Annotated in this window: 21 protein-coding genes; 6 read left to right on the forward strand and 15 right to left on the reverse strand. The window is 37.3% G+C overall.

The annotated features are described in order from the left end of the window. Nucleotides 1-132: 132 nt before the first annotated feature. Nucleotides 133-4,596, forward strand: coding sequence for a leucine-rich repeat protein (locus MHH70_RS15170; protein WP_342471880.1), 4,464 nt, complete (start codon nt 133-135; stop codon nt 4,594-4,596). Between the two features lie 475 nt (nt 4,597-5,071). On the opposite strand, the gene MHH70_RS15175 is transcribed toward MHH70_RS15170, so the two are convergent. Continuing rightward, nucleotides 5,072-5,293, reverse strand: a complete 222-nt coding sequence (locus MHH70_RS15175; protein WP_066164815.1) for a DUF1128 domain-containing protein — start codon at nt 5,291-5,293, stop codon at nt 5,072-5,074. 177 nt (nt 5,294-5,470) lie between these two features. Here MHH70_RS15175 and MHH70_RS15180 point away from each other — a divergent pair, with 177 nt between their 5' ends. After that, nucleotides 5,471-5,791: a YtxH domain-containing protein gene (locus MHH70_RS15180; protein WP_342471881.1), complete on the forward strand. Its 321-nt coding sequence runs from the start codon at nt 5,471-5,473 to the stop codon at nt 5,789-5,791. Between the two features lie 26 nt (nt 5,792-5,817). Continuing rightward, on the forward strand, nt 5,818-6,756 hold the full coding sequence (locus tag MHH70_RS15185) for a YihY/virulence factor BrkB family protein (protein ID WP_066164821.1): 939 nt from the start codon (nt 5,818-5,820) through the stop codon (nt 6,754-6,756). Nucleotides 6,757-6,834: 78 nt separating this feature from the next. Here MHH70_RS15185 and MHH70_RS15190 read toward each other — a convergent pair whose 3' ends face one another. The 3 genes from MHH70_RS15190 to MHH70_RS15200 all read right to left on the reverse strand — a co-directional run bounded on the left by MHH70_RS15190 (nt 6,835) and on the right by MHH70_RS15200 (nt 11,661). Continuing rightward, entirely contained in the window at nt 6,835-8,733 is a 1,899-nt protein-coding gene (locus MHH70_RS15190; RefSeq protein ID WP_107943644.1) for a heavy metal translocating P-type ATPase, read from the reverse strand. Nucleotides 8,734-9,537: 804 nt separating this feature from the next. Continuing rightward, entirely contained in the window at nt 9,538-11,085 is a 1,548-nt protein-coding gene (locus MHH70_RS15195; protein WP_342471882.1) for a fumarate hydratase, read from the reverse strand. Between the two features lie 381 nt (nt 11,086-11,466). Then, nucleotides 11,467-11,661: an SE1561 family protein gene (locus MHH70_RS15200; RefSeq protein WP_201261966.1), complete on the reverse strand. Its 195-nt coding sequence runs from the start codon at nt 11,659-11,661 to the stop codon at nt 11,467-11,469. A gap of 387 nt (nt 11,662-12,048) precedes the next feature. Between MHH70_RS15200 and MHH70_RS15205 the strand changes: the two genes are divergently transcribed. From MHH70_RS15205 to nagZ, 3 genes are all read left to right on the forward strand, one after another. Beyond that, nucleotides 12,049-13,236: an MFS transporter gene (locus tag MHH70_RS15205; protein WP_342471883.1), complete on the forward strand. Its 1,188-nt coding sequence runs from the start codon at nt 12,049-12,051 to the stop codon at nt 13,234-13,236. Further along, on the forward strand, nt 13,230-14,945 hold the full coding sequence (locus tag MHH70_RS15210; RefSeq protein ID WP_342471884.1) for an ABC transporter ATP-binding protein: 1,716 nt from the start codon (nt 13,230-13,232) through the stop codon (nt 14,943-14,945). The genes MHH70_RS15205 and MHH70_RS15210 overlap by 7 nt, the downstream gene beginning before the upstream one ends. A 227-nt stretch (nt 14,946-15,172) precedes the next feature. Then, entirely contained in the window at nt 15,173-16,768 is a 1,596-nt protein-coding gene (gene nagZ / locus MHH70_RS15215; RefSeq protein WP_342471885.1) for a beta-N-acetylhexosaminidase, read from the forward strand. Between the two features lie 418 nt (nt 16,769-17,186). On the opposite strand, the gene MHH70_RS15220 is transcribed toward nagZ, so the two are convergent. From MHH70_RS15220 to MHH70_RS15270, 11 genes are all read right to left on the reverse strand, one after another. After that, complete coding sequence (locus tag MHH70_RS15220) at nt 17,187-17,882, reverse strand: transglutaminase-like domain-containing protein (protein ID WP_342471886.1); 696 nt, start codon at nt 17,880-17,882, stop codon at nt 17,187-17,189. 46 nt (nt 17,883-17,928) lie between these two features. Beyond that, a complete protein-coding gene (locus tag MHH70_RS15225) occupies nt 17,929-18,681 on the reverse strand; it encodes a helix-turn-helix domain-containing protein (RefSeq protein ID WP_342471887.1) in 753 nt (250 codons plus the stop codon). Nucleotides 18,682-18,707: 26 nt separating this feature from the next. Continuing rightward, nucleotides 18,708-19,160, reverse strand: a complete 453-nt coding sequence (locus MHH70_RS15230; RefSeq protein ID WP_342471888.1) for an NUDIX hydrolase — start codon at nt 19,158-19,160, stop codon at nt 18,708-18,710. After that, a complete protein-coding gene (locus MHH70_RS15235; RefSeq protein ID WP_066164850.1) occupies nt 19,153-19,779 on the reverse strand; it encodes a histidine phosphatase family protein in 627 nt (208 codons plus the stop codon). The genes MHH70_RS15230 and MHH70_RS15235 overlap by 8 nt, the downstream gene beginning before the upstream one ends. Nucleotides 19,780-19,813: 34 nt before the next feature. Continuing rightward, nucleotides 19,814-20,050: a hypothetical protein gene (locus tag MHH70_RS15240; RefSeq protein WP_107943653.1), complete on the reverse strand. Its 237-nt coding sequence runs from the start codon at nt 20,048-20,050 to the stop codon at nt 19,814-19,816. A 71-nt stretch (nt 20,051-20,121) separates the two neighbouring features. Then, nucleotides 20,122-20,433, reverse strand: a complete 312-nt coding sequence (locus MHH70_RS15245) for a hypothetical protein (protein ID WP_342471889.1) — start codon at nt 20,431-20,433, stop codon at nt 20,122-20,124. Nucleotides 20,434-20,730: 297 nt separating this feature from the next. After that, entirely contained in the window at nt 20,731-21,606 is an 876-nt protein-coding gene (locus tag MHH70_RS15250; protein ID WP_107943656.1) for an ABC transporter permease, read from the reverse strand. Beyond that, entirely contained in the window at nt 21,575-22,531 is a 957-nt protein-coding gene (locus MHH70_RS15255; protein ID WP_201261967.1) for an ABC transporter ATP-binding protein, read from the reverse strand. The genes MHH70_RS15250 and MHH70_RS15255 overlap by 32 nt, the downstream gene beginning before the upstream one ends. Beyond that, on the reverse strand, nt 22,528-22,938 hold the full coding sequence (locus tag MHH70_RS15260; protein ID WP_342471890.1) for a DUF3021 domain-containing protein: 411 nt from the start codon (nt 22,936-22,938) through the stop codon (nt 22,528-22,530). The genes MHH70_RS15255 and MHH70_RS15260 overlap by 4 nt, the downstream gene beginning before the upstream one ends. 4 nt (nt 22,939-22,942) lie before the next feature. Beyond that, entirely contained in the window at nt 22,943-23,398 is a 456-nt protein-coding gene (locus MHH70_RS15265; RefSeq protein ID WP_066164863.1) for a LytTR family DNA-binding domain-containing protein, read from the reverse strand. Nucleotides 23,399-23,876: 478 nt separating this feature from the next. Further along, nucleotides 23,877-24,731, reverse strand: coding sequence for a malate synthase (locus MHH70_RS15270; protein WP_342471891.1), 855 nt, complete (start codon nt 24,729-24,731; stop codon nt 23,877-23,879). Nucleotides 24,732-25,282 lie beyond the last annotated feature (551 nt).

Below are 25,282 nucleotides of genomic sequence, written 5' to 3' on the forward strand. Positions count from 1 at the left end.
AAAAGTTCACCAACTGGGAATAAAGGTTGGTGGACTTTTTTTCTTACATGAACATTAAGAAATCTTAACGCCAAGAGTATTCATACTTCTTTTATACTAAATATAACAACATATGTAATGGAGGTTAGCTAAATGAAAAAGATGGGCTTGATTGTATTAATGGTGATGCTTATATTAACTCAATTGCCTGCAGCACCAGCAAAAGCCGATAACAGCTTATTTGTATTTGATAGAAATGAAGGAATGATTACAGGGTATAATGGTACTCCACCAGCCAATCTTTTAATACCTGATGCTTTGGAGGGGGTAGCAGTTACAGGAATCGCTGCTCACGCTTTCGCCGATAAACAATTAACATTCGTACATATTCCTTATACAGTGGAGTATATTGGGGAGGAAGCATTTGCAGGTAATAATTTGAGAATGGTTAGATTTGATTGGGTGACAGCAACAATTGGCACTGACGCATTTAGTAGTCAAGTAATAGACGGGGGCTTTGAGGGATGGTTTACCAACCTTGAACTAACAAATCCATGGAATGGAGATGTGCCGCCTGGAGACTTTACGATTTATTCCACAACACCTGCAACCTTTACCGTTCATTTTGAATCGAATGGCGGTAGTTCATTTTCATCCGTAACTTTTTTGGAAAATGATTTTTTAAATATTTGGCAAAGACCAGAGAAACCAGGCTTAGCATTTGATGGGTGGTATAAAAATCCAGAATTAACAGACAAATTAGATTTTATAGATATGATAACAGGGGACATGACGTTATATGCAAAATGGACGAACCCTTTTACGACAGTCAAAAATAGCGACGATGCATGGACAATAACAGGTTATCAGGGGGATCTACCGACAGATTTAATAATTCCTGAGGAAATTGATGGAATCAATGTTACAAGAATAGGCAACGAAGCATTTAGGAACGGAAATTTGCAGAGTGTTGTATTGCCAAGTACGCTTGAATGGATTAGCGAGAAAGCTTTTTGGGGAAATCAACTAACGAATATAGTGATTCCCGATAATGTAAGCTATATAGGGCAATTTGCATTTTCAGATAATAATCTGCAAAATGTCACATGGCCAAGCGCTCTTGAGTCAATTGCTGACTATGTTTTCAATGGAAATCAGCTAACGAATATAGTGATTCCAGATAGTGTCACATATATCGGCTATGCAGCGTTTGCTGGCAATGCATTGACAAACTTAACGATTTCCGATAGCGTGCAAGCTATAGGAGGCTTTGCCTTTCAGGATAATCAATTAACATCACTTATTATCCCAGATAATGTGAGAGATATAGGTATGTTTGCTTTTGAGAATAATAAATTAACAAACTTAAGATTGTCTGAAAATATGACAATAATTAATTATAGTTCTTTTTCAAGAAATAAATTAACAGAAATAACAATTCCAAATAGCATCACATATATTGATGAATTTGCTTTTTATGAAAATAAATTAGTGAATGTCACGTTACCAGAAAGTATTACGAATATTGAAGCTTTGGCGTTTGGGGATAATCAATTGACCGATATCGCTTTACCGAACAGCGTGGAATCTATCGGAATCGGTGCGTTTATGGATAATAAACTAACGAATATTGTCATACCTGAAAAAGTGACGGTTATTGAGGATTCCGCATTTGAAAATAATAAATTAAATAGTGTCACAATGCCAGAAGGAATAACAGAAATCAAAGGCTTAGCGTTTAAAAGAAATGATTTGACAAGCGTCCAGATACCATCCACTGTAACGCAGATAGGAAAAGAGGCATTTCAACGAAATAAATTAACAAATTTAACGATACCAAATAGTGTCACTTTTATGGGGGAGTGGGCATTTAGTGACAATCAATTGACAAGTGTTCATTTACCTGATGGCATAACAAAAATCGAGGATTATACATTTTTTAATAATAAGCTAACAGAGATTACCCTGCCAGAAAGTGTGACACAAATTGGAGAATTTGCATTTGACGGCAGTAATTTGACAAATGTACTTATTTCGAAAAACGTAACGTCTATTGGGCAAGGGGCCTTTTTAGAGAATAAATTGGAAAAAGTCGTGTTTCAAGGAGCAGTCGATACAATAGGTATTATGGCATTTGGGCAACAAAATTTAAGTAATCCTAAATTTAAAGGCTGGTTTACAGATTATGCTTTAACAGAGCGATGGAATGAAAGTGTTCCACAGGCGATGTCGATGTATTCTGTTGCACCAACTACTTATACAGTACTATTTGAAACAAATGGAGGAAGTCCGATTGCAGCTAAAATAATTGCTGAGGGAGAAAAATTGCCAAGCTTAGAAATATCGACAAAAATAGACTATACATTTGCTGGTTGGTACAAGGATAAGAATTTACAAATTCCTTGGGATATTATGACCGATACAGTAACAGAAGATGTGACATTATATGCGAAATGGGTAGATAACAGTCTATTTACTACATCTGATAATGGCGATGGAACGATAGCTATTACAGGATTTAAAGGTAAAGTTCCTGCTGAGCTAGTAATCCCTCATATGATTTATGGAAAAAACGTTACAGCGATTGCAGCTAATGCTTTTAAAAACAAGCATGAATTGCAACAAGTGACATTACCAGAGAACTTACAAAAAATTGGGAAGTATGCTTTTGCTGAAACGAGTCTTTCAGGCATTACAATTCCTTCCACTGTAACAGTTATAGAAAGTTATGCTTTTAATAACAGTAAGCTGCAAACAGTAATGCTGAACGAGGGACTACAAATAATCGGAACTGATGCGTTTTTAGGTAACGAAATCTCTAATATTAGCATTCCTTCGACCGTTAAAAAAATCAATGATAGAAGCTTTTATGATAATAAAATTGTGAAAATTGAATTTAAAGGCGCAATCCCTACTTTAGGGAATGAACTATTTGATATGCAATTTAACAACACTGTTTTGGCGTGGTATGTAGACGGGCAAATTAGTCAGGTATGGGATAAAACAGTACCACAGGCGATGACACTTTATTTAAAACCATTACTAGAGCTTTACACAGTTACCTTTAACACAAATGGTGGTAGTGCTGTAATATCTAAAACTGTATCGCAAAATGACGTTATAACAGCGCCAGCTGCTCCGACAAAGGCTAATCATACATTTGCGGGCTGGTACAAAGAGCCGACATTCCAAACGGCTTGGAATTTTGCAACAGACAAAGTGACAGCAAATATAACACTTTATGCAAAGTGGAATGTTGCATCACCAAATGTAACAGCGCCATCTACACCAAGTACTACACCAGCGCCATCTACATCAAACCAAATTACGGTAAATGTAGTCGATGCGAGCAACCCAGATGAGGTACTTGTGCAAACGGTGATTAATCGTGATAGCAGTGGGGATGTAGTAAAAGATACAGTGAAATTTACAGCGACAAATGCTAGTGAGTCAATTGAAAAATTAGCGAATCGAGAAAACAAGAAATCACGTATTGTCATTCCAGATGAGCAGCAACAAGTGAGTGAAACAACAATTGATATTGAAAAAGAAGCAGCGCAATTACTTGCACAGGGACAAACAGGATTAGAAATTGATATGGAAACAGTAAAGCTAGCTATTCCTGCAACTTCTTTAGCAGATTTTAATGAAGACCTTTATTTCCGCATTGTGCCAGTTAAATCAAGAGAAAGACAGGAACAGCTAGAAGAACGAGCAGCAAAAGAGGAAGTAGTGCAACAATTAGCGGGTAATGCAGCGGTAACATTGCTTGGTCAACCAATGACAATCGAAACAAATATACAAAACCGTCCTGTGACATTAACATTGCCATTACCAAATGATGTGACACAGGAGCAGCTAGATAATTTAGCGGTGTATATTGAGCATAGTGATGGTACGAAGGAAGTAGTACGCGGACAAATCGTAGCATTTAAAGAAGGTGTGCGCGGCATTCAATTTGAAGTAACGAAGTTTTCGACATTTTCAATTTTATATATGCCGAAAGCAGAGGAAATTGTAGAAGAAAAAATATCGGTACCATATATTCGGGGCTATGCAGATGGAACATTCCGTCCGAATGCACCTGTCACACGAGCGCAAATGGCAAGTATGTTAGCGCGCTACTTAACAAATAATGAAATTCCAGAAGTACAAGCAAGCTTCACAGATACGACAAAGCACGGTGCAAAGGATGCAATTGAGTATGTGAGGGCACAGGGCTTGTTCCAAGGGACAAGTGCAACAACATTCAATCCGAATGGTTCTATTACAAGAGCACAAATGGCAGCAGTAGCTGTGCGTTGGATTGAACAGCACTGTGCAGAGGATAGTACAGTGGCATACTGTGTGACATCAAATGCAGCAATGACGTTTACAGATGTGGCTCCAAACCATTGGGCTGCTTCGGCGATTGCGAAGATAAATGCACTTAATCTTATGACTGGTACGAGTGCAACAACATTCAATCCTGAAGGTGATTTAACACGTGCACAAGCGGTGAAGGTATTAAATCAATTGTTTGAACAACAACTACAAACAGATGTACATGCACCATTATTTACAGATGTTCAACCAGCGCATTGGGCGTTTGAGGAGATTCAAGCAGCCGCGCAGTAATACACGAAGTTCAGTAGAGTTAAATGTGAAAAAAAGGAGGGGCTGTCCAAAAAGCCGCGCATAGCCGGCATTTTGGACAGTAGCGATGATGTTTCACAAAATGTTTATTCCTATAAACAGAGAACGCCCCTTTTAAAAATAAGATAAACATTGGCTTTGGAAGCGTTATCCTTCAGTAAAAGGGAAGCGATGAAAATATTGATTTCAATGCGGTGGCAAAACAAAATGAACTTTTTGGACAACTCCGTCCCTTGTGATTCTTGCAGAGCAACGCTTTTTAGTATTGAAGGTGAAGTGAGTTTGAAAAGCTGATATTTGTTTATTCATTTTAAATGCAACATGAAAGCCGCTTGATTTACTGTTTATAACTTTTTAAAAACAGCTATTTATTTTTTGAATTACTCATTATTTCTATAAGACACAAATATAAGCGTCCCAAAAGCAGGCAACCGCACTGCTTTTGGGACGCTCCTATTTATTTACGCAAAGAGCCTAGCTCAGCGACAATCGCATTCATTTCACTAGGACTGAAAGTATCGCGCTTCATCACCATTTCGTACAAATAGCATAAATCTTCATAGTGCTTTTCATTGAAATGCTCAGATTTCATTGCATCGACATTTACCATGCGTAGTTTTTCTTTAATTTGTTCAACCATATAAATAACATTCTCTTTAGATGGGATTGTTAAGTCCATTGTTAGCCTACCTTTCAAAATAAATGGATTAATCCGACCTATTATAACATATTTTTATGAATAACGGCGAATGTAGGGATGCTTTCAAAAATAGAGAAATTTAGTTACAATAACAGTAAGTAACGTTTTACTTTGAAAAGAATTGGGAATAATACACGAAAGAGCGGAGGAAAAGTAATGAAAAGTAAACTAGTACCAGCTATCATTTTCGGTGCATTGGCGGGAGCAGCACTTAGCATGTTAGATAAACAAACGCGCCAGCATACAATAGAAACATCTAAAAAGGTTAAGGAAACGGTTTCTTATTATTCGCAAAATCGTGATGAATTGCAGGAGTTAATTGAAACGAAAATGGAGCAGGCTCAGTCACTATATGCGGATGTAACAAACAATATCGCCTCTATTATTGAGCATGTAGATGATGCGAAAACATTACCAAATACAGTAAAGAGCTTGGTAACTGAAACGAAGGATGCTTTTTCAAAGAGTAATGCATAGTAAGGAGCAGAGGGAGGGAGAGCTTGATGAAAGAGTTTAAAAAGAATGCATCAGGCACTATTGCCTTCTGGAAATCCTTTATTGCGCCCACAGAGGCTAATATTGATGTCACAACACCAAAAGGTTTTTTTCAAGATATGTTTGCACGTGTGAAACGTGCTGATATATCAGGAATGGGTGCACAACTTGCCTACTTTTTCCTGTTATCATTTTTTCCTTTACTTATATTTTTAGTTACATTGCTACCGTATTTGAACCTACAGCGTCATCAAGTGTTTGAGTTTATGGCAGATATTATGCCCGAGGAAGTATATGTATTGACAGAAAATATAGTTGGTGAGATTTTAACGACGACGAATGGCGGGCTATTATCGCTCGGGATTATCGGTACAGTTTGGTCGGCCTCACGCGGCATTGATGCATTAATTAAAGGCTTGAATCGTGCTTATGATGTAGAAGGAAAATCAGGTGTAGTCAATCGCTTATGGGCGCTTCTTTTTACATTAGCTTTTATAGGCATTATATTAATCGCACTAGTCTTTCCTGTTTTCGGTAAGCAGATTGGTAGCTTTATATTTTCTTATATTGGGATAGAAAGCTCATTTGAATCCACTTGGACATTGCTTCGCTGGATTATGCCAAACATCATTATTTTCGCGGTATTAATATTAATGTATTGGGTTGTGCCAAATACTGACCCGCGTCTTTCATTAATTAGCATTATTCCAGGGGCAGCTTTTGCTACTTTAGGCTGGTTAGCTTTAACATATGGCTTTTCATTTTATGTTAGTAGCTTTAGCAACTTCGGTGCTACATATGGTAGTATCGCAGGGGTGATTGTGCTCATGCTATGGCTCTATTTAACGGGGATGATTTTAATTTTAGGCGGCTTATTAAATGCAGCTTTGCAAAACCTCTTTTTAGCCAAGAAAGCGAAGGAGAATAAGGGAACATTTCTTGTTTGATAAATTTTAACCTTTCAATAAACATAGAAGGAGTTGTCTGTAAGCGGCGCGCTAGCCTGCTTGCAGACAACTCCTCTTCTATATATTTTTTAACATGCGCAAGCCATTTAAAATAACTAAAATGGTGCTTCCTTCATGGCCAAGAACGCCAAGAGGTAAATCAATTACTTGGAAAAAGTTTGATGCAATTAATAAAACGATAACACTTAATGAAAAGATAATGTTTTGCTTTACAATACGTTGCATTTTACGTGATAGCTTAACAGCGTAGGCAATTTTCGATAAATCATTTTTCATTAGTACAACATCGGCTGTTTCAAGGGCAACGTCTGTACCGCCTCCCATTGCAATACCTACTGTAGCAGTAGCAAGCGCTGGAGCATCGTTGATACCGTCACCAACCATCGCGACTGTTTTATATTTTGTAAGATATTCTTTAATATACTGTACTTTCACCTCTGGCAAACATTCAGCAACATACGCATCGACACCAGACTGTGCGGCTATTGCTTTAGCCGTTTTTTCATTATCCCCAGTGAGCATTGTAACATTAATATTGAGCTCTTGCAGTAGCGCAACAGCTTGTTTTGCTTCTTCTCGTACGATGTCCTGCATCGCAACGAGCGCTACAATACCTTCCTCATCTTTTAAAAAGATAACCGTTTTCCCTTGTGAAGCAAGCTTTTCCGCAGCCCCATTTGCGAAGTTTTGTGAAGCCTCGTAACCAACGAAATCAGGCTTTCCTACAATATATTGCTTGTTGTGGATAACTGCTTTGATTCCAAAGCCCGGCACATCCTCAATAGCTGCTTCTATTTTTTCCACGCGTTGCTCATGAGCATATGCGGTAATCGCATGTGCGAGAGGATGATTTGAGTGTTTTTCGATGGCAGCTAAAATCGCTAATGTATGCATGCGTTGTTCTTCATTACGGACGATGAAATCCGTTACAGCAGGTGTACCTTGAGTTAATGTACCTGTTTTATCTACTGCCAAAGCGCGTAATACACTTAAATGCTCTAAGTGTAAACCACCTTTGAATAAAATACCGTGCCTTGCTCCATTTGAAATCGCTGCTAGTGTAGCAGGCATAATCGCAGCAACTAAAGCACACGGTGAAGCAACTACAAGCAGCACCATCGCGCGATAAAATGTTGTCGTCCAATCCCAGCCTAATAAAAAATGAGGTAGGAACATCATTAATGCGACAACTGTCAACACACCTTTTACATATACTCCCTCGAAGCGCTCGATAAATTGTTGAGAGGGAGATTTCTCGCTTTGCGCAGACTGTACAAGCGTAATGATTTTTTGAAATAAAGATTCCGAACTAAGTGTTGATACTTTAATCGTTAACACACCATTTAAGTTAACTGTACCAGCAAAAACTGTATCCTCTATATTTTTTGTTATCGGCATAGATTCCCCAGTGATAGCAGCCTCGTCAACAGTAGATACCCCTTTAAAGACAGTACCGTCAGCAGGTATGCGCTCCCCGGGCTTTACTAAAATATGATCTCCGACTTTTAGTGAGGCAACAGGAACGCTAATTGGTTCAAACCCACCTCTCACTAGCCATGCTTCCTCAGGCTGTAATGCCATGAGTGCAGAAATTTCCTTATGGCTTTTATTCATCGCATAAGTTTCTAACGCTCCACTTACTGCGAAAATAAAAATTAATATCGCTCCTTCTGTCCAATAACCGATAATTGCTGAACCGATAGCAGCTAAAATCATTAAAATTTCCACATTCAATGCTTTATTTTCAATTGTATCTTCTATACCTTCCTTTGCCTTTGCATAGCCACCAATTACGAAGGCGGTTAAGTAAGCGATAATGGCAGCTGTTGATTGACCACTGCTATCCATACGCCAAGCAAGAACGATAATGAAGCCTGCAACAAGTGCAGCAATCAATTCTTTATGCTCTGCTATTTTCTCATTTATTGATAATTTTTCTCGATTAGTAATATCCATATGAACACTCCTTGATAATGAAATTCACTTTCATTTAACAAACTATTAGCTATTTGATAATGTTTTTCATTTAGATTAGTCTAATTTCTAAATTAGAATTATTATAATTAAAGTATATGAGTAATTATAAAAAAAAGCAATAAAAATAATCATGCTGAAGTATAAATGAATATGAAAGGGATAGTGGTAACGGATGAGGAGCGGAGAATAGAGGGCTTAAACGGACATCTGGAAAGGCTAAATATAAATTTAAAATTGACACGCTATTATATGACAAATTAAAAGCAAAAAAGAAGCTGCCCAAAAAGCCGTACATAGCCGGCATTTTGGGCAGTAGCGACGATGCTTCGCAAAATGTTGATTCCTATAAAGTGAACCTTCGATCAGTGGGGGCTTTGCCCCCCACTGATTGGTGATAGAGGAACACAAGCTAGAATCTTCGCATCCTGCGAAAACGCTTGTGTGACCAACATCGTGTTGGCCTCATTCTTAGTTTTTACAGGCTGTTTGATCCCCCACTTAAACATCTTGTTTTTATCTGCTGTTTTGAAGTGGTGGTATTACAGCCTGCTCCTGCGGTTACTCGTCGCAAACAAAATTTGTTAATACGCGATAAACAGAGAAAGTCTCTTTTAAAAATGGAATGAACATTGGCTTTAGCATCGTTATCCTTCAGTAAAAGGGAAGCGATGACAACATTGATTTCAATGCGGTGTCAAAACAAAATAGACTTTTCGGGGAATATTGAATATAGAAGCTAAGGCTGTCCAAAAAGGAATTTCTTTTTGGACAGCCTAATTTTTTTTAGAATATACGCTCAGCGTGTTGTGCTAGCTTCTCAAGTGAAGATTTTTCAACGTCAGCGTGTAACGAGTTTCCATGTGAATCCATTGTAACAACTGCTGTGAAACCATCAACATTTAAGTGCCACATAGCTTCTGGAATGCCAAATTCCATTAAATCAACGCCATCTACGGATTTAATACAATCAGCATAGTACTGAGCAGCGCCTCCGATAGCATTTAAGTAAACGCCACCATGTTCTTGCAATGCTTTTAATGTTTTTGGGCCCATGCCGCCTTTACCCATAACAGCGCGGATACCGAATTTTTTCATAATATCGCCTTGGTATGGTTCCTCGCGAATTGATGTTGTAGGACCTGCTGCTTTAACTACCCAGTTACCTTCGTCGTCTTTTGCCATAACTGGACCACAGTGGTAAATAATTTGACCGTTTAAATCTACAGGAGCCTCCACACCGTCACCAATTAAGTGATGGTGGATGGCATCACGCCCTGTGTACATGCGACCAGAAATTTTTACAACGTCGCCCACTTTAAGAGAACGTATTTTTTCTTCTGTAATTGGTGCGACTAATTCAACAACTTGGCTGTCATTGTCAGTAGTTGCCGCTGTTTGCTCTTCTTCTTTGAATGTGATTTTTTCACCTTCTTGGTAGTGCCAATTGATGATTTCACCAGTTGCTGGATTAATATCAATTGCCATGCGACGGTATGCCCAGCAATTATAAGCTACTGATACGAAGAATGAAGCAGGTAAGCGATCCATTACACCGATTTTACAGCCTAATAATGTTGCTTCGCCACCGAAGCCCATCGTACCTACGCCAAATGTGTTAGATGTTTTTACAATATAATCTTCTAACTTTGCTAAATCTTCGATTGGATTGACATCGTCCACATGACGGAATAATTGTTCTTTTGCTAAGTCATAGCCTGCTGAACGGTCGCCGCCGATAGCTACACCGATAAAGCCAGCTGAACAACCTTGACCTTGTGCTTGCCAAACAGCATGTAAAATACATTTACGAATGCCATCTAAATCGCGTCCTGCACGACCTAAGCCTTCCAATTCGGCAGGTAAGGAATATTGGATATTTTTATTTTCACAGCCGCCACCTTTTAAAATGAGCTTCACTGTAATGTAGTCATTTTCCCATTGCTCGAATTTTACTACTGGGAGGCCAGCGCCAATATTTGTTCCAGAGTTTTTCCCAGTTAATGAATCCACTGAGTTTGGACGTAATTTCGCATCAGCTGTTGCCGCAGCAATCGCCGTTTCGATTGCCTTTCTAATTTCGATTTGGTTTACGCCTACAGGAGTATATACTTTGAATGTTGGTAAACCTGTATCCTGACAAATTGGAGAGACATTATCTTCTGCCATGACAATATTTGTTGTAATCGTATCTAAACTCATTGCAGCACGTGTACCAGCGTTTTCGGCCTCTTTTGCCATTTTAATCGCACGGCGCACGTCTTTTGGTAAGTTTGTAGATGTTTCTGTTACTAAATTGTACAGGCTTTTCTCCAAAGTTTCTAAATATGACATGTTATTTTTCCCCCCGAAAAATAGTAATGAAATGTGTTATTTTCAAATAGTAATAATTTTACTAGATGAAGTGTCCAACATCATTATACTCCTTTCAGACCACTAAAAAAAGGGGAGCGTCTTAAGTGACGATATTCCCCCTTTAACTTCTTTTAGCGCCCGCTGATGAAGAAGAACTCAGTTTAAAACTAGCGTATCCTGCGGCAACGACTGAGTGACCAACATCGTGTTGACCTAAACTCTCACGGATTTTGGAGAGAGGCCTGCGCGATGCAGGTCAGTTAAGCGTTGTCACAGGACGTAACGGCTTTAGGGTAACTTCCACCAAACAGCTCGAAAAATCTGAACGCAATTATGCTGAGGCGTAATTGATTTAGATAATTATTCTTCTATGTCAGTTCGTTGGTGGAATTGCTCCATTTTATCCTCTAAATCATCCATCATTTGAATAAGGCGATCGATATCGTCAAGCTCTGTCGTTTCTGGGTCAATGGCATCTAGCACTTCAAGGAAAATTTCTAGGCGCTCTTTTAAATAGGTAACTTGCTGCTCTTTATTTGTAATAGGCTTCATCATATGCCCCCTTTCTGAATAAGATATCAGCTCTATTATACATATGTTTAGGAAAAGTTTTTTTAAAATTCTTTGTTCAGAATATTTACATTATTCTAACTTTGTGTTAATGTAATCTTAATAAATGAAAGAAAGGGTTGATCGGAAAAAACATGTAGCCAAAATATACGATGAATGGGAGGGAGTTTAAACATTTTCTAGTAAGAAGCTAGGGAATAGTTTATACAAAAATTAGTGGATATAAGTGAAATTTAAAACCCTAGTAAACTTTTAGAGATAAAGTTTGCTAGGGTTTTGTTTTGTTTTCATTCAAACTTTACTTCGACTTCCGTAGAAAAAATGGTACAATATTTTAATAGATGAAAAGAGAATTTTTCGGAGGCAACATGGATGGCAGCAACATATGAAAAGCAACGATTTTGGATTTTAGTAGCCATTGTCTCCATTTCAGGATTTTCGCAAGGAATGCTTCTGCCATTAATTGCGGTAATTTTTGAACAAGATGGTGTCGCTACAACATTAAATGGCTTGAATGCAACAGGCTTATACATAGGCACTTTGCTAATTTCTCCTTTTATTGAAAAGCCGCTACGCAAATTTGGCTATAAGCCGACGATTATAGTCGGGGGAGCGCTTGTTTTTATTTCACTTGCGACATTTCCATTATGGAAGAATATAATGTTTTGGTTTTTCCTTCGGTTGCTTATAGGTATTGGTGATCATGCATTACATTTTGCGACACAAACATGGCTAACGGCCTCTACACCTCAGCATAAATTAGGGCGTAGCATGGCAATATATGGCTTGTCATTTAGCGTTGGTTTCGCTTTAGGCCCGTTCTTTGTTCCTTTAATTAAAATTTCACAGGCGTTGCCGTTTGTTGTATCATCAGTGCTTTGTTTATTGGCTTGGTCACTTGTCTTTTTCTTAGCGAATGAGCATCCTGAAGCTTTAAAGGGGGATACAAAGCAGGCAAGTAGCATGACACGTTATAAGCTGGTATTTCGCTATGCGTGGGTAGCATTTTTACCGCCTTTTATCTATGGATTTTTAGAGTCTTCATTAAATGCTATTTTTCCGGTGTATGCTTTGCGCAAAGGCTTTGAAGTGTCGATGGTTTCCTTTGTGCTTGCAGCATTTTCTATAGGTACAATCGCTTTGCAGCTTCCTTTAGGGATGCTTGGAGATAGAATTGGGCGACGAAAGGTGATTTTAGGTGGTTTACTCAGTGGAGCTGTAATCTTTGCCACATGTAGTTTCGTCGAGCATTCGCAATGGGGTGTCGTCATGTTTTTTGCACTTGCCGGAATGTGTGTCGGCACGATGTTTTCGCTCGGTATAACGTATATGACAGATTTAACACCGAAGGAATTATTGCCAAATGGCAATTTACTATGTGGTATTTTCTTTAGCTTAGGTAGCTTAAGTGGTCCATTTCTCGGTGGGGGCTATTTACAATTAGTAGATAGTATGAGTTTCTTGTTATTCATTGCTGCTATGCTAGCAGCCATATTTATTATCATTTTCTATTTTGGACGTAAATTACCGTTAACACAAGAAAGGACAAAACAATGCTAGGAAAATTTTTCTCGTATTACAAACCGCATAAACGTCTGTTTATGGTCGATTTTTCGAGCGCTATTATCGTTGCGATTTTAGAGCTTGCTTTTCCGCTTGCTGTGCAATGGTTTATTGATAAATTGCTACCGACGGGCGAGTGGGGAATGATTGTAAAAATTAGCGTACTATTATTACTCGTATATATTTTAAGTACGTTCTTGAATTTCATCGTTAACTATTTAGGGCATAAGCTTGGAATTAATATCGAAACAGATATGCGTCAAGAGCTATTTAATCATGTGCAAAGGCAATCATTCCGTTTCTTTGATAATACAAAAACAGGACATATTATGAGCCGTATTACAAATGATTTATTTGATATCGGTGAATTTGCACACCATGGCCCAGAGGATTTCTTTATTGCAATTATGACGTTTATCGGGGCATTTACGATTATGTTCAACATCAATCCGACATTAGCGTTTATTGCACTTGTAATGGTGCCATTTTTAACATGGCTCGTAACGTTTAGTAATATTAAAATGAACAAAGCATGGAAAAAGATGTACGGTGAAATCGCCGATGTTAACGCACGTGTTGAGGATAGTGTATCTGGTGTGCGTGTTGTCAAATCTTTTACAAATGAAGATTTTGAAATGTCTCGCTTCCGCAAGCAAAACGGACTGTTCCGCTCTGCAAAATTATATGCTTATAAAGTGATGGCTGGCACACATTCAGGTATTTATATGATGACTCGACTTTTGACACTTGTCGTACTCGTTGTCGGCGCATGGTTGACTTATAATGAACTGTTAACAGCGGGGGAATTAGTGAGCTTTGTTTTATATACAAATGTCTTAATTAAGCCAATCGATAAAATTAGTGCATTACTTGAGCTTTATCCAAAAGGTATGGCAGGCTTCAAGCGCTTCCGCGATTTAATTGAGCAGGAGCCTGAAGTGTTGGACAAGCCAAATGCGATTGATGTGACGTCATTGCGCGGTGATATTACGTTTGAGCATGTGAGCTTTAACTATGACCAGACGAAGCAGGTGCTAAAAGATATTTCGTTTTCCTTAAATGCTGGTGAAACAATTGCCTTTGTTGGTCCGAGTGGTGCGGGGAAAACGACGATTTGCTCATTAATTCCACGCTTCTATGATATAAGTGATGGGGCAATTACTATTGATGGCTTGGATGTGCGCGATATGACACAAAAATCATTACGCGAGCAAATCGGTATCGTGCAGCAGGATGTTTTCCTATTCACAGGGACGATTCGGGAAAATATTGAGTATGGAAAGCTTGGTGCTTCCTTTGAGGAAATAAAAGCTGCTGCTGATCGTGCCCATTTGAAGGAATTTATTGAAGGCTTACCCGATGGTTACGAAACACAAATTGGCGAGCGCGGCTTGAAACTATCAGGCGGCCAAAAACAGCGTCTAGCGATTGCGCGAATGTTCTTGAAAAACCCACCAATTTTAATTTTGGATGAAGCGACATCCGCTTTAGACACTGAGACAGAAATGATTATTCAAAAATCTCTAGCAGAGCTAGCAGAAAATCGTACAACGCTTGTTATCGCACACCGCCTTGCAACAATTCGCAATGCAGATAAGGTTTTCGTTGTAACTCAGAAGGGTATTGAGGAACAAGGAACATATGATGAGCTTGTAGCAGCAGGTGGCGTTTTTGCGAACTTGCATCATATTCAGTTCAAAAAATAAGGTGCCAGGCACGCACACAATTCTCACACAATTCAGCAAAGAATATAAAAATTTCTAATGTAAATACTAACATTCGTATAAATGAATGTTAGTATTTTTCATCATCCTTTAGCATTATGCTGGATAAGGAGGTTTGCGGTATGTGGAAAAAAAGATGGGGTATACTCCTAGTTCTCATAATAGTTCTAACCGGAGTGCTTTTGTTTATTGGTATGAAGAGAGGGTCAATGCCAGAAAAGGCTGATGATTCTAAACCTACTCCAACTCCAATTCAAGAGGAGGAATCTGAAAATTTGGAGACAATTATTCAGCGTATTATTGATTCTGCGCAAGAGGGCAAAGTGCCAAATGTGTCATTCGTTGTTGGAGAGACAGATAGGCAAGAGGTTCAGCAGGAGTGGGGGAAGCCGCAGCAAGTAGCCGATATAGCAGATGGAATATATGAGGATTATTTACAGAAGGCTGTGACAATCGGCTATCAAGATGCGCAAGCTTTTGATATCCGTTCCTTTCATGCAAATATACAGAAAATTCATTTAGCCGATATTAAAAATAGTATGGGTGAACCAACTGAAGTTCGTTATTACCAGGATCAGACGGCCAATCAGATTATTTTAGTTTACCAAGTAAACCCGGCATATCAACTAAAATGGGTACTACCGAAACCGACAGAAATCGATATCAATCCTAGTGTTCATCATATTTCGGTTTATACAAAACTAAAGGATGAAGTGGCTGAAATGATTGAGCAAATGTCATTGGATGAAAAAATTGGCCAAATGATGTTTGCCGGGGTTTCAGGCATAAAACTTCAACAGGAAACAACAAGCTTGATTCAGGATTTCAAGATTGGAGGAGTGATTCTTTATGCTAATAATCTAGAAACACCCCACCAATCAGTAACGCTTATTAATGACTTGATGAGAGCAAATGTGGATAACCGTCTACCGATTTTTATTGGAACCGATCAGGAGGGAGGCACAGTAGTCCGACTGCCGGGACCACTGAAAAATTTCCCATCGAACAATACAATTGGAAATGTCAACCAACCTGAATTTTCATTTGAAGTTGGTAAATTATTAGGGCAGCAATTAAAAGCATTTGGCTTCAATCTTAACTTTTCGCCAGTGCTAGATGTCAATAGTAATCCAAATAATCCGGTTATCGGTAATCGCTCATTTTCAGATAATCCGGATATTGTTAGTCAATTAGGGGTTCAAACGATGAAAGGGCTAGAATCTCAGCAGGTAATCCCTGTTATTAAGCATTTTCCTGGGCATGGGGACACCACTGTAGATTCCCATTTAGAATTACCGAAGGTGACAAAAAGCTTAGATGATTTGAATAAGCTAGAGCTAATTCCGTTTAAAACGGCAATTGAAAATGGGGCAGATGTAGTTATGGTAGCTCACATTTTATTACCAATGATTGATCAGAAATATCCTTCATCGATGTCAAAGGAAATAATTACAAATATTTTAAGGGAGCAAATTGGATTCGATGGCGTTGTTATGACGGATGATATGACAATGAAAGCTATCACCAATCATTATGATATTGGGCAAGCTGCCGTAGATTCTGTAAAGGCTGGCAATGATATTATTTTAATTGCCCATGGTTTTTCTAGTGTAACATCAGCAATAAAAGAAATTAAGGCGGCAGTGAATAATGGAGAAATAGCTGAAGCTAGAATTAATGATAGCGTCCGCAGAATTATTCAGCTAAAACAGAAATATAAAATCGAAAATATCGAAGTAACAACAGTGGATATCGACAAACTAAATAACGATATTGAAAAAGCATTGAATACCTATATGAAATAACCACAAATTGTGTTGAAGTTAGAAAAGGGCTGCCCAAAAAGTCGGGCTTCTTCTCAGCACACTGAAAAATGAGCTTTATGCTTGTTTTGAAAATTCAAAGGAGTTGTCCGAAAAGTCCATTTTGTTTTGACACTGCATTGAAATCAATGTTTTCATCACTTCCCTTTTACTGAAGGATAACACTGCTAAAGTCAATGTTCATCCCATTTTTAAAAGAGGCGTTCCCTGTTTATAGGAATCAACATTTTGCGAAACATCATCGCCACTGTCCAAACTGCCGTCTATGCACGGCTTTTTGGACAGCCCCATCTTATTTTTCTCTACTTTATCTAATGATTCATTTGATGAGAAAGCATCCCAAAAGCAGCAATGCACTACTTTTGGGATGCCCCTTCTCTAATATCCAAACGACTATAATTCAATTGCGAATTTTATCTACATTGCGGTTCATCAATTTGCGTATAATAGTTTGATAAATCCATTTTTTAAAAGGTGACAGCCGCTGTCGATGTTTTTTGAAAAAATCATCAGGTGAATTAAATACGCCAAAGTCATTATTAATGCCTTCTTTTTGAATATAAGTATCATTCGCATCCCAGTCTATCTGTGGATTTTGAAGATTATTAGTAGCTGCACCGTAGCCACAAAAACTAGTTTCGCAATCAGCGAACTTTTCTTGAAGCTTTTTTAAATAGCTACTATCCAATATAAAGCCCTCGATGTTATACCAATGTCCGTCGTACTGCACCTCCACCCAGCTGTGTACAATATTTTGTGGTGCGAGCTGGTAAATTAGGCCTGTCATAGCCCCTTTTTGCAGTTTTTTATCAATGGTAAAGCCATGAATTCGACAAGGTATTCCAACTGCTCTCAATAATGTCATAAATAATATTCCTTTTGTGTTGCACTGCCCATATCTATCTTTTAAAATTTCTGAAGCGGGAATAGCATCGTCTTTGTTATATCCAAAGGCAATATCGTCGCGCACAAAATTGTATATTTTTTTGATTTTCTGAAAATCACTCTCGTTTGCCCACTGCATAGCTTCTATTAATTTTTGTATTGAGCTATGGGAAAAATTCAGTAATGGGGTTTCTTGCAAGTACTTATTCATTGTGTAATCCTCCTTCTAGTTTGATTACACTTTATCAAAGTACTTATTAGTAAACTTTCAAAAACTCGCTATTTTTAATGATATTTGTTGCAGACATTCCAGTCATCATTTTATTCGTATATGCAAGATGAGATGGGCTATTGAAACCAGCGTCAAGCGCGGCTGTTGTCAGGCTATCTCCATTAAAAATGGCTTCGTATGCTATTTGAAGTTTATGCAAAACAGTATAGCTTTTTAGTGGAATACCTGTTTCTTCTTTAAATAAATGTGCTAATCGACTTTCAGAAAGCCCTGTTTTTTGGGAAAAGTATTTTATTTGATGAAATTCATCTTCATGTGGACAGTTATCCAAAAGAGACAATACTTTCATAACACGACTATCAAAATTCTTCATATGGTGATAATCGAATTGAGCCATGATGTTCTTAACAAAGGAAATAATAGTAGTATGACTTTTTTGTTCAAGAGCATTTTGAAAAGCTTGCTGCATAGTGATGGTGTTTTCGTTTGGGAAAATATAATAGGGCTGCTCTAATAACTTCCTCCTAAGTACACGCCCAAGCTCTGTCGTAGGGTCACTCAGCATCGTAAAATGAGCTTCTCCTTCAGCGTCAAATAAATGAGGTGTATCCATATTTACAATAATGGCACTGCAAGAAATAAGCTGCCCATTCACTTCAATATTAAAATCTTTTTGACTACTTAGAAATATTTGGAGTAGCCAGTGCTTATGGTAATCTGCTTCTATATTATTTGAAATCGCCATAAAATTTCTACCATGTTTTATAATATAGTTCATTGTATCACCTACGATTACTACATATTTTATATGATTAATGTTTTCAGAGCTTTTTCAAAAAACAATTTGGTGTCTTGATGTGTTAATTTGGCAAGTGTTTCATTAGGGCTAAAAAATTCAATGGCTCTAATTTCATTGTCTTGTGGCATTAAATCGGAGCGGTCCCCCGTGTATTCAATGACAAACATCGTTGTTTCTTGCATTTTGTAGCCTGTTTTGTGCGTAAATTCTTCAGCAAAATGAAAAATAATTTTCTCGTCTAATTGTTCCAACACTTTATATTTGACAGAACCTGTTTCTTCTATAAGCTCTCTGAACAGAGCAGCCTCTAAATTTTTATCGTTATGCTCAATACCGCCCTTTGGAAAATCCCACTCACCTTGTATTTGCATATCTCGAATTGTACTTATTTTTACTTTATGTACTAATAATATTTCAGCTTGGTGAAATATGATAGCACCGACAGCCTGCCTAATCATTGAGCAATTCCCTACTTCGATGGTGTATATCGCCTTCCATTATGATATTGATATGCCCATTGGAAATCACAATAACAGATAAGCTTGTATCATGTATATAAGGAGGGGTCCATAATTGTTCAATAGATTGCTTTTTACAATACACTAATAACATTTTAATAAATACAGTATGTGTAACAATTAAAATATTTCCAGCACTATGTTGCGAGATTAGTTGATTTAAAAAGTCTGTGACCCTTGCTTGCAGTTGTTCAAAGCTTTCGCCAGATGTCGGGTTGTACAAGTGGGGCGCATGCCAAAACGCATGATATTCTTCTGGCTGCTGTCTTTCTACATCCTCATGTGTCTGACCTTCCCAATCACCTAAAAAGATTTCTCTCAAGTTTGGCTCTTCAATAATTAGTTGGTTTCGATTGCCTTTAATAAGAGTAGCAGTTTTTGTTGCTCGCTTACTAGGGCTACTATAAATGGCATCAAATTTTACGTCTTTTAAACGATTGCCTAGGGCGAGAGCATTATTAACACCGCTTTCCATTAAGTCAGAATCTTGCCAGCCTTGTAGCCTTCCTTCGGTATTCCATACGGTTTCGCCGTGTCTAGTAATATAAAGCTTTAACAAATCATCAACTCCCTACTTATTTCATTAGCTCTTTTTAAAATATTATTTTTCGCTCAAGTAATTTAGTAGCACCATATGCTAAGCATGCTGCAATAATTGGTGTTACTACATAGCTTGTCCCTGTAACACCAAAGGAAACCTCTGATGATAAAGGAGCTGTTATTAAATCGAGTGTTGGTTTATAAAGCAATGTTAAAAGCATACCTGAAGCGATTTGTAGTGCGATATAAGCTGCTATGAAAATACCGATAAAACTTATAAATTTCTTCAATTAAATCCCTCCTCTAGTTGCTATACGAATGGAGATAAGCAAAGTTTCAGAATATTGTACAATGAAATTCCTTATTTTTTACAATCCAAAATAAACATTGAAGCATCCTGTGCCATAAAGATTTTTTCGCCATAATAAAAAGTTTTAGATTGAATATTGTTATAACCAATTTTAGCCAAAAGTTCTGCTAGCCTTTTTTGCTCAAAGCCATTGTGTACCATGTCTGAAGCGATATTTCCATTTTTATCAAAATCAACGATGAACAAATGCCCATCTGCCTTTAACATTTCATATTGTCTTTTTCTATTAATGTATTTATTAGTTAATGTAAAAGGGAAGCCGATTATTTCTATTATATGTTTAGTCCATTTATCAAATTTCAAGTAAATCATCCTTCCTTGTATGAGGAAAATAGTACCATGAATTATGAGAGGGAAGCTAGAGATTTGCTAGGCCTTTATATTTTATACAGATTATTTATCACGCCTATTAATTATATAAATATTGGGATTGTCAAGGTTATCTCTTAGCTTATCGAAGCGGAGGTGATATGGTTACATGTCGCAAAGTAAATCTTCCGACAGGAAAAGCGCAGGGGATAAATGCACTTTTAGTAAGTTCAGAAGTATGAGTTGGAGCCCTTGCGTGTGGAAAGAGCGCCAACCGTAATGGCAATTAGATTATTTATGCCTTAATTTAAAAATCGAAATAGACACCCCTGTAAGTATAATAGTAGTAAATATAATAATCATATAGCTTGTTGATTGATTAAGCACAGTGCCATGCAGTTCATAGGATACGCCGTAAATTAATTTGTACTGCTCTATTGCTTCAGTAGGTGCTTCTGCAAATACTTTAATTAGTGAGTTTTCCATAAAGGCATTGCGCAATAGTAAAGTAGTATGACTAACGGGGAAGTACATAATGATATTTTGTGCAAAGCTTGGTAGTGCACCAATGGGGACATAGACACCGCATAAAAAACCGATAAGTGTCCCAATGATAGTGCCCAAGGCTGCAAAGGAATTTTGTGTGTTAATAAAAAGTACAAAGAAAAAATTCATTATACTAGCTAGTAGGACAGATAAAATTAATAGTCCGCTAACTTTTAGAAAAGAGGAGATGCTTAACAAAGTACCGCCTGCGGCTACAATAAATATCTCACAAATAATAAAGGCAATGAAAGTGAAAAACAAGCCAATAATAAATGCATTGAGCACATAGCTCATTTGAATTGTCGCGCGGGAAACAGGTGCTGTTAGAAAATCGGCTGTTGCCTTGGATTCAACATCCTTTATTGCAATCCCAAATGCTGCAAGTGTGGATGAAATCGCAATAATTGATAGCAATCCCGCTACAAACCATTCATTCACCATTGTAATAAGCTCGGGCGTTGCTTCTGTTGTTTGTTGAAGTGAATCAATTTGTGTTTTTTGTAAAAATAATGCGTAAAGACTAATAACGATAATAACTGATAATAATGAGAAAAAAACGGCTGCTTTATCACGTCTAAATACTTTATTATTACGTCCAACTAGGCTTAATAGCGCTTCCATTATAAGGTTCCTCCTGTTCCATAATACGTACAAAGACATCGTCCATCGTACCTTTTATTACTTCAAAGGATGCAATGAGAGGCTCTAATCGATTTAATAATGCTAATGCATCTAATGTAGATTGGACTCGAATTGTAAAAATGCCTTGTTTTTCTATATAACTAATACTATTTTCTCTAAGCCATGTCATCCCGTCTGAAAATTCATGGAAGGAAATTGCGAGCTGGTCATAGGCATATTTCACTTTTAAAGCGTCAGGAGTCCCTTCAGCGACAATTTCACCTTGTTTAAGCACAATTACTTTATGAGCCATTGCAGCCTCTTCCATATAATGTGTTGTTAAAAAAACAGTCATATTAGTTTGTTCCTGTAGTTGTTTAATTGTTTGCCAGACAAATTGGCGCGTTTGTGGGTCAAGTCCGGTCGTAGGCTCATCTAAAAACAAAATAGTAGGGCGATGGATGAGTGCTTTCGCAATATCCACTCGCCTTTTTTGCCCACCAGATAATGTGCCATATTTTTGTTTTTCAATATCTTTTAAATTTAAGTAATTCAAAACAAACTGATAGTTTTCGAGTAGCTGTATTTTTGACAGTCCGTACATTTTTCCTCGATGCATTAGGTTTTCATATACTGTCAAACGCTCATCTAACAGACTTTGTTGAAAGACAACACCAATCGACTTGCGAATTTCAGCATTGCTAGAGCTATTATCGAGAGTATGACCATTAATCGTTACTACACCACTAGATTTTTTTAATAAGGTACATAAAATTTCAATTGTTGTTGATTTACCCGCCCCATTTGTACCAAGAAAGGCGAAAAATGTGCCTTGTTCAACCGAAAATGAAATGCCTTTTACAGCTTCCTTTTTAGCATAGGACTTACGTAAGTTTTCAACTTGGATAACGGTTTTCACTTTCATTGCCCCCTTCGCTTTTGAATCATTTTATTAATTTGTTCGATATCCTTCTTCTGTAGTAAATACATCATCGTCCAAACGATAAAATAAATAATTGCCTCTGAGATGAGTACATTGACGATTCCAAAATGAGTAAACCATTCACCGAAATAACCAGCAACTACTACGAAAAGGGTTACGCTAATTAAGTGAGAGAGAAGCTGTGATGCAAAAGGTATACGTTCAGCCTCAAAAAGCAGAGATAGCGGTCCAATGGCAGCACCTAAAACTGTAGCAATAATGATTTGTTGAAGTAGTGCTTCACCTGATATAAGCGTGTTTGAATCAGAAAGTACACTAATTGTTACTAAAATATAAGAGCTACTAAGTGCAATCAGTATGCCGATAACAATCATGCGTAAAATTTTCATTCTATCAATCCTTTCCAATGCCGAGATGGCGCTTCAAGTCTTTTAAATATTTGCGGCTTACAGGAATGCTCGTAGCGTTTTCGAGCAAAAGCTGGGTTGTTCCAATCTTAGCCATTTGGATTGAGGAAATTTTGTGAATATTGACGAGTGTCGATTTATTTACTCTGACAAAATCCTTCGCTAATTGTTTTTCTAGCTCGTATAATTTTCGCTTCGCTTCATATTCTTGCTCATCTGTTTGCAAGTAAATTTTCGAATCTTCGGCATAGATAGAAAAAATATCAGTGATTTTGAGCAAATGAATTTCTTGCTGTAAATAACCATCAATTACACCTGCATGCACAGTATTGGCAGCTTTTAATTGCTTCATCAACTGCTCAATTTGTTCATTATATTCTTTTGCATATATATGAATCTCTGTTTGTTCTAAGGCACTGTTAATTGTTAATTGAATTTTCAATTGGGGGCCTCCTTATTACCTCAAATCGAATTCGCTATAATTAATGTAGCATAGAAAAATTTGCATATGCGAAATTTTCGGATAAGTGGTTAGATTTTCGATATAAGGGGCAGATTTTGGAGAGTAAAATACACGATAGGCTTTAACTTCTTTCAGCAGGGTATAGTGCGATGAGTAACCGCAGGAGCAAATTATTTTGTATCGATAGGAAGGCAACAGGTACAGAAGCCTTCGTGATGAGGTCAGTTAACTTTGGCGTAATTATTAATTAGCTTCACCAAACACTCCATATGTTGAGGGGGGATATGGTAATACAATATGAGGGGGGACAATTTAGTTTAAATATTAACTTATATTACTGGATAGTGTCAGTTACTATCGCTTGAATGTTTATTTACACACTTAATAGCAAACAGAGACAAGCACTGTTTGCTATTAGTAAAGTTTCCTGTTATTCTTATTATCTTTGGGCTAACGTCTAAATACGCATTAATGCACCATCAGGTTTTGATAACTCCTGTTCTGTTATCTGATTCATTTTACAAAAGTGTTTTAAAAACTGTTGTGCTAGCTCTCGTTCCGTTGGGTCACTTTTCAATGAGACTATATCGTGCAAAATTTGAGCCATCCATAAATTGTCGAAATATCGGTATTTGCCTGTTTTCCATGTCATATTCTGCGGAGATTTTTCGTTTACATAGTATTTCCAAAATAGCATCTGATTTGCTTCTTGTTCTGTAAGTTGGAGTTTGTATTTTGAATGAGCAGGAATATAGCCATCTTCACAAAGTTTACCGATAAAATCTTCATTCACCATATAGACACCTAAAATACGTCTGTCTTTTTCAGGCATGTTGGAATCTATTGCCGTTAACAGGACAGCGCTATTTTGATGCAAGCGAATCGGTTTGTTTGGTTTCCCTTTGTTAGTACCGCTTTTTATTGCACCCGAAAAAACCTTCCACTCTGAAAAAGAACTACTCTGTTCTTCTATGTCACACCAAAAAACCATTTGTGATTTGGGATGAAGTTTATGGTTATTCATAAGCTTTTCATATTCCAAGCGGAGCTCCTGTTTTTTTCGTTGAAGTTTTTTTTCTTCTTCCTTCTTCTGTTCTTCCTTTTTTTGTTCTATTTCTCTTTGCTGTATAATTTTTTCAAGTGAATTAGCAGCACTTTCATCATGCAGTTTTAGGTGTTTTCCAAATACATCAGGGAAAATGAACTTTTTACTTTCCGTTGCGAAATGTATTTCGATAGTGGAGTCATTATGTTTAACTATACTCCCTGTGCCAAAACGTTTGTGTGTAACTTTCTTATTGATTAGATTCATTATTTTAGCCCTCCTTATAGAATAAAAAAATCGGTTACTATTAGTTAATAATTAGTGATTTTATCCAACTAACTTCTTTTGAAACCCATACAATTGCTTGAACTTTTCTTCCATAAAAAAGAGATATAAAAAAACGCATCCATAATTCTATCTACAAAAGTACAGCGGAATTAGGAATACGATTGAAAAAACAATTGTAAAATTATTATAACATTTTTCTGAAAAATTCACAAATTTATTATTGACAATGCGCTTTATCGTGAGGTAAAATGAAATTTTGTTCCTTGGAATGAAGGTTGCGATGATTGTTTGAATTGCATCTTGAATTGGTAGATGTGTCTAACAATTGAGGTGTAGCTCACTTTTTAATTATACTAATCTAACCATGCGACAACTTCACGATATGTGAAGTGTATGTGGAAACACAGGGATAATCCCTCTATATATAAAGTACAAAAAACGAAATTGCATGTCGCAACTTCGTTTTTTTGAATAGACTGAAACTAATTATGTCCCTGCTTCTTCTTTTAAATTGATACGTGCATGTGAAC

The sequence above is a fragment of the Metasolibacillus sp. FSL H7-0170 genome, from assembly GCF_038593115.1.
In the GTDB taxonomy this organism is placed as follows: Bacteria; Bacillota; Bacilli; order Bacillales_A; family Planococcaceae; genus Metasolibacillus; species Metasolibacillus fluoroglycofenilyticus.

Excerpts from the sequence above, each read along its gene's own strand:
- MHH70_RS15185 (WP_066164821.1), top strand. The coding sequence starts at position 5,818 with ATGAAAGAGTTTAAAAAGAATGCATCAGGCACTATTGCCTTCTGGAAA.
- MHH70_RS15220 (WP_342471886.1), bottom strand. The coding sequence starts at position 17,882 with ATGAATAAGTACTTGCAAGAAACCCCATTACTGAATTTTTCCCATAGC.
- MHH70_RS15170 (WP_342471880.1), top strand. The coding sequence starts at position 133 with ATGAAAAAGATGGGCTTGATTGTATTAATGGTGATGCTTATATTAACT.
- MHH70_RS15195 (WP_342471882.1), bottom strand. The coding sequence starts at position 11,085 with ATGTCATATTTAGAAACTTTGGAGAAAAGCCTGTACAATTTAGTAACA.
- MHH70_RS15255 (WP_201261967.1), bottom strand. The coding sequence starts at position 22,531 with ATGAAAGTGAAAACCGTTATCCAAGTTGAAAACTTACGTAAGTCCTAT.
- MHH70_RS15190 (WP_107943644.1), bottom strand. The coding sequence starts at position 8,733 with ATGGATATTACTAATCGAGAAAAATTATCAATAAATGAGAAAATAGCA.
- MHH70_RS15270 (WP_342471891.1), bottom strand. The coding sequence starts at position 24,731 with ATGAATCTAATCAATAAGAAAGTTACACACAAACGTTTTGGCACAGGG.
- MHH70_RS15225 (WP_342471887.1), bottom strand. The coding sequence starts at position 18,681 with ATGAACTATATTATAAAACATGGTAGAAATTTTATGGCGATTTCAAAT.
- MHH70_RS15230 (WP_342471888.1), bottom strand. The coding sequence starts at position 19,160 with ATGATTAGGCAGGCTGTCGGTGCTATCATATTTCACCAAGCTGAAATA.
- MHH70_RS15175 (WP_066164815.1), bottom strand. The coding sequence starts at position 5,293 with ATGGACTTAACAATCCCATCTAAAGAGAATGTTATTTATATGGTTGAA.
- nagZ (WP_342471885.1), top strand. The coding sequence starts at position 15,173 with ATGCCAGAAAAGGCTGATGATTCTAAACCTACTCCAACTCCAATTCAA.
- MHH70_RS15180 (WP_342471881.1), top strand. The coding sequence starts at position 5,471 with ATGAAAAGTAAACTAGTACCAGCTATCATTTTCGGTGCATTGGCGGGA.
- MHH70_RS15210 (WP_342471884.1), top strand. The coding sequence starts at position 13,230 with ATGCTAGGAAAATTTTTCTCGTATTACAAACCGCATAAACGTCTGTTT.
- MHH70_RS15260 (WP_342471890.1), bottom strand. The coding sequence starts at position 22,938 with ATGAAAATTTTACGCATGATTGTTATCGGCATACTGATTGCACTTAGT.
- MHH70_RS15200 (WP_201261966.1), bottom strand. The coding sequence starts at position 11,661 with ATGATGAAGCCTATTACAAATAAAGAGCAGCAAGTTACCTATTTAAAA.
- MHH70_RS15205 (WP_342471883.1), top strand. The coding sequence starts at position 12,049 with ATGGCAGCAACATATGAAAAGCAACGATTTTGGATTTTAGTAGCCATT.
- MHH70_RS15250 (WP_107943656.1), bottom strand. The coding sequence starts at position 21,606 with ATGGAAGCGCTATTAAGCCTAGTTGGACGTAATAATAAAGTATTTAGA.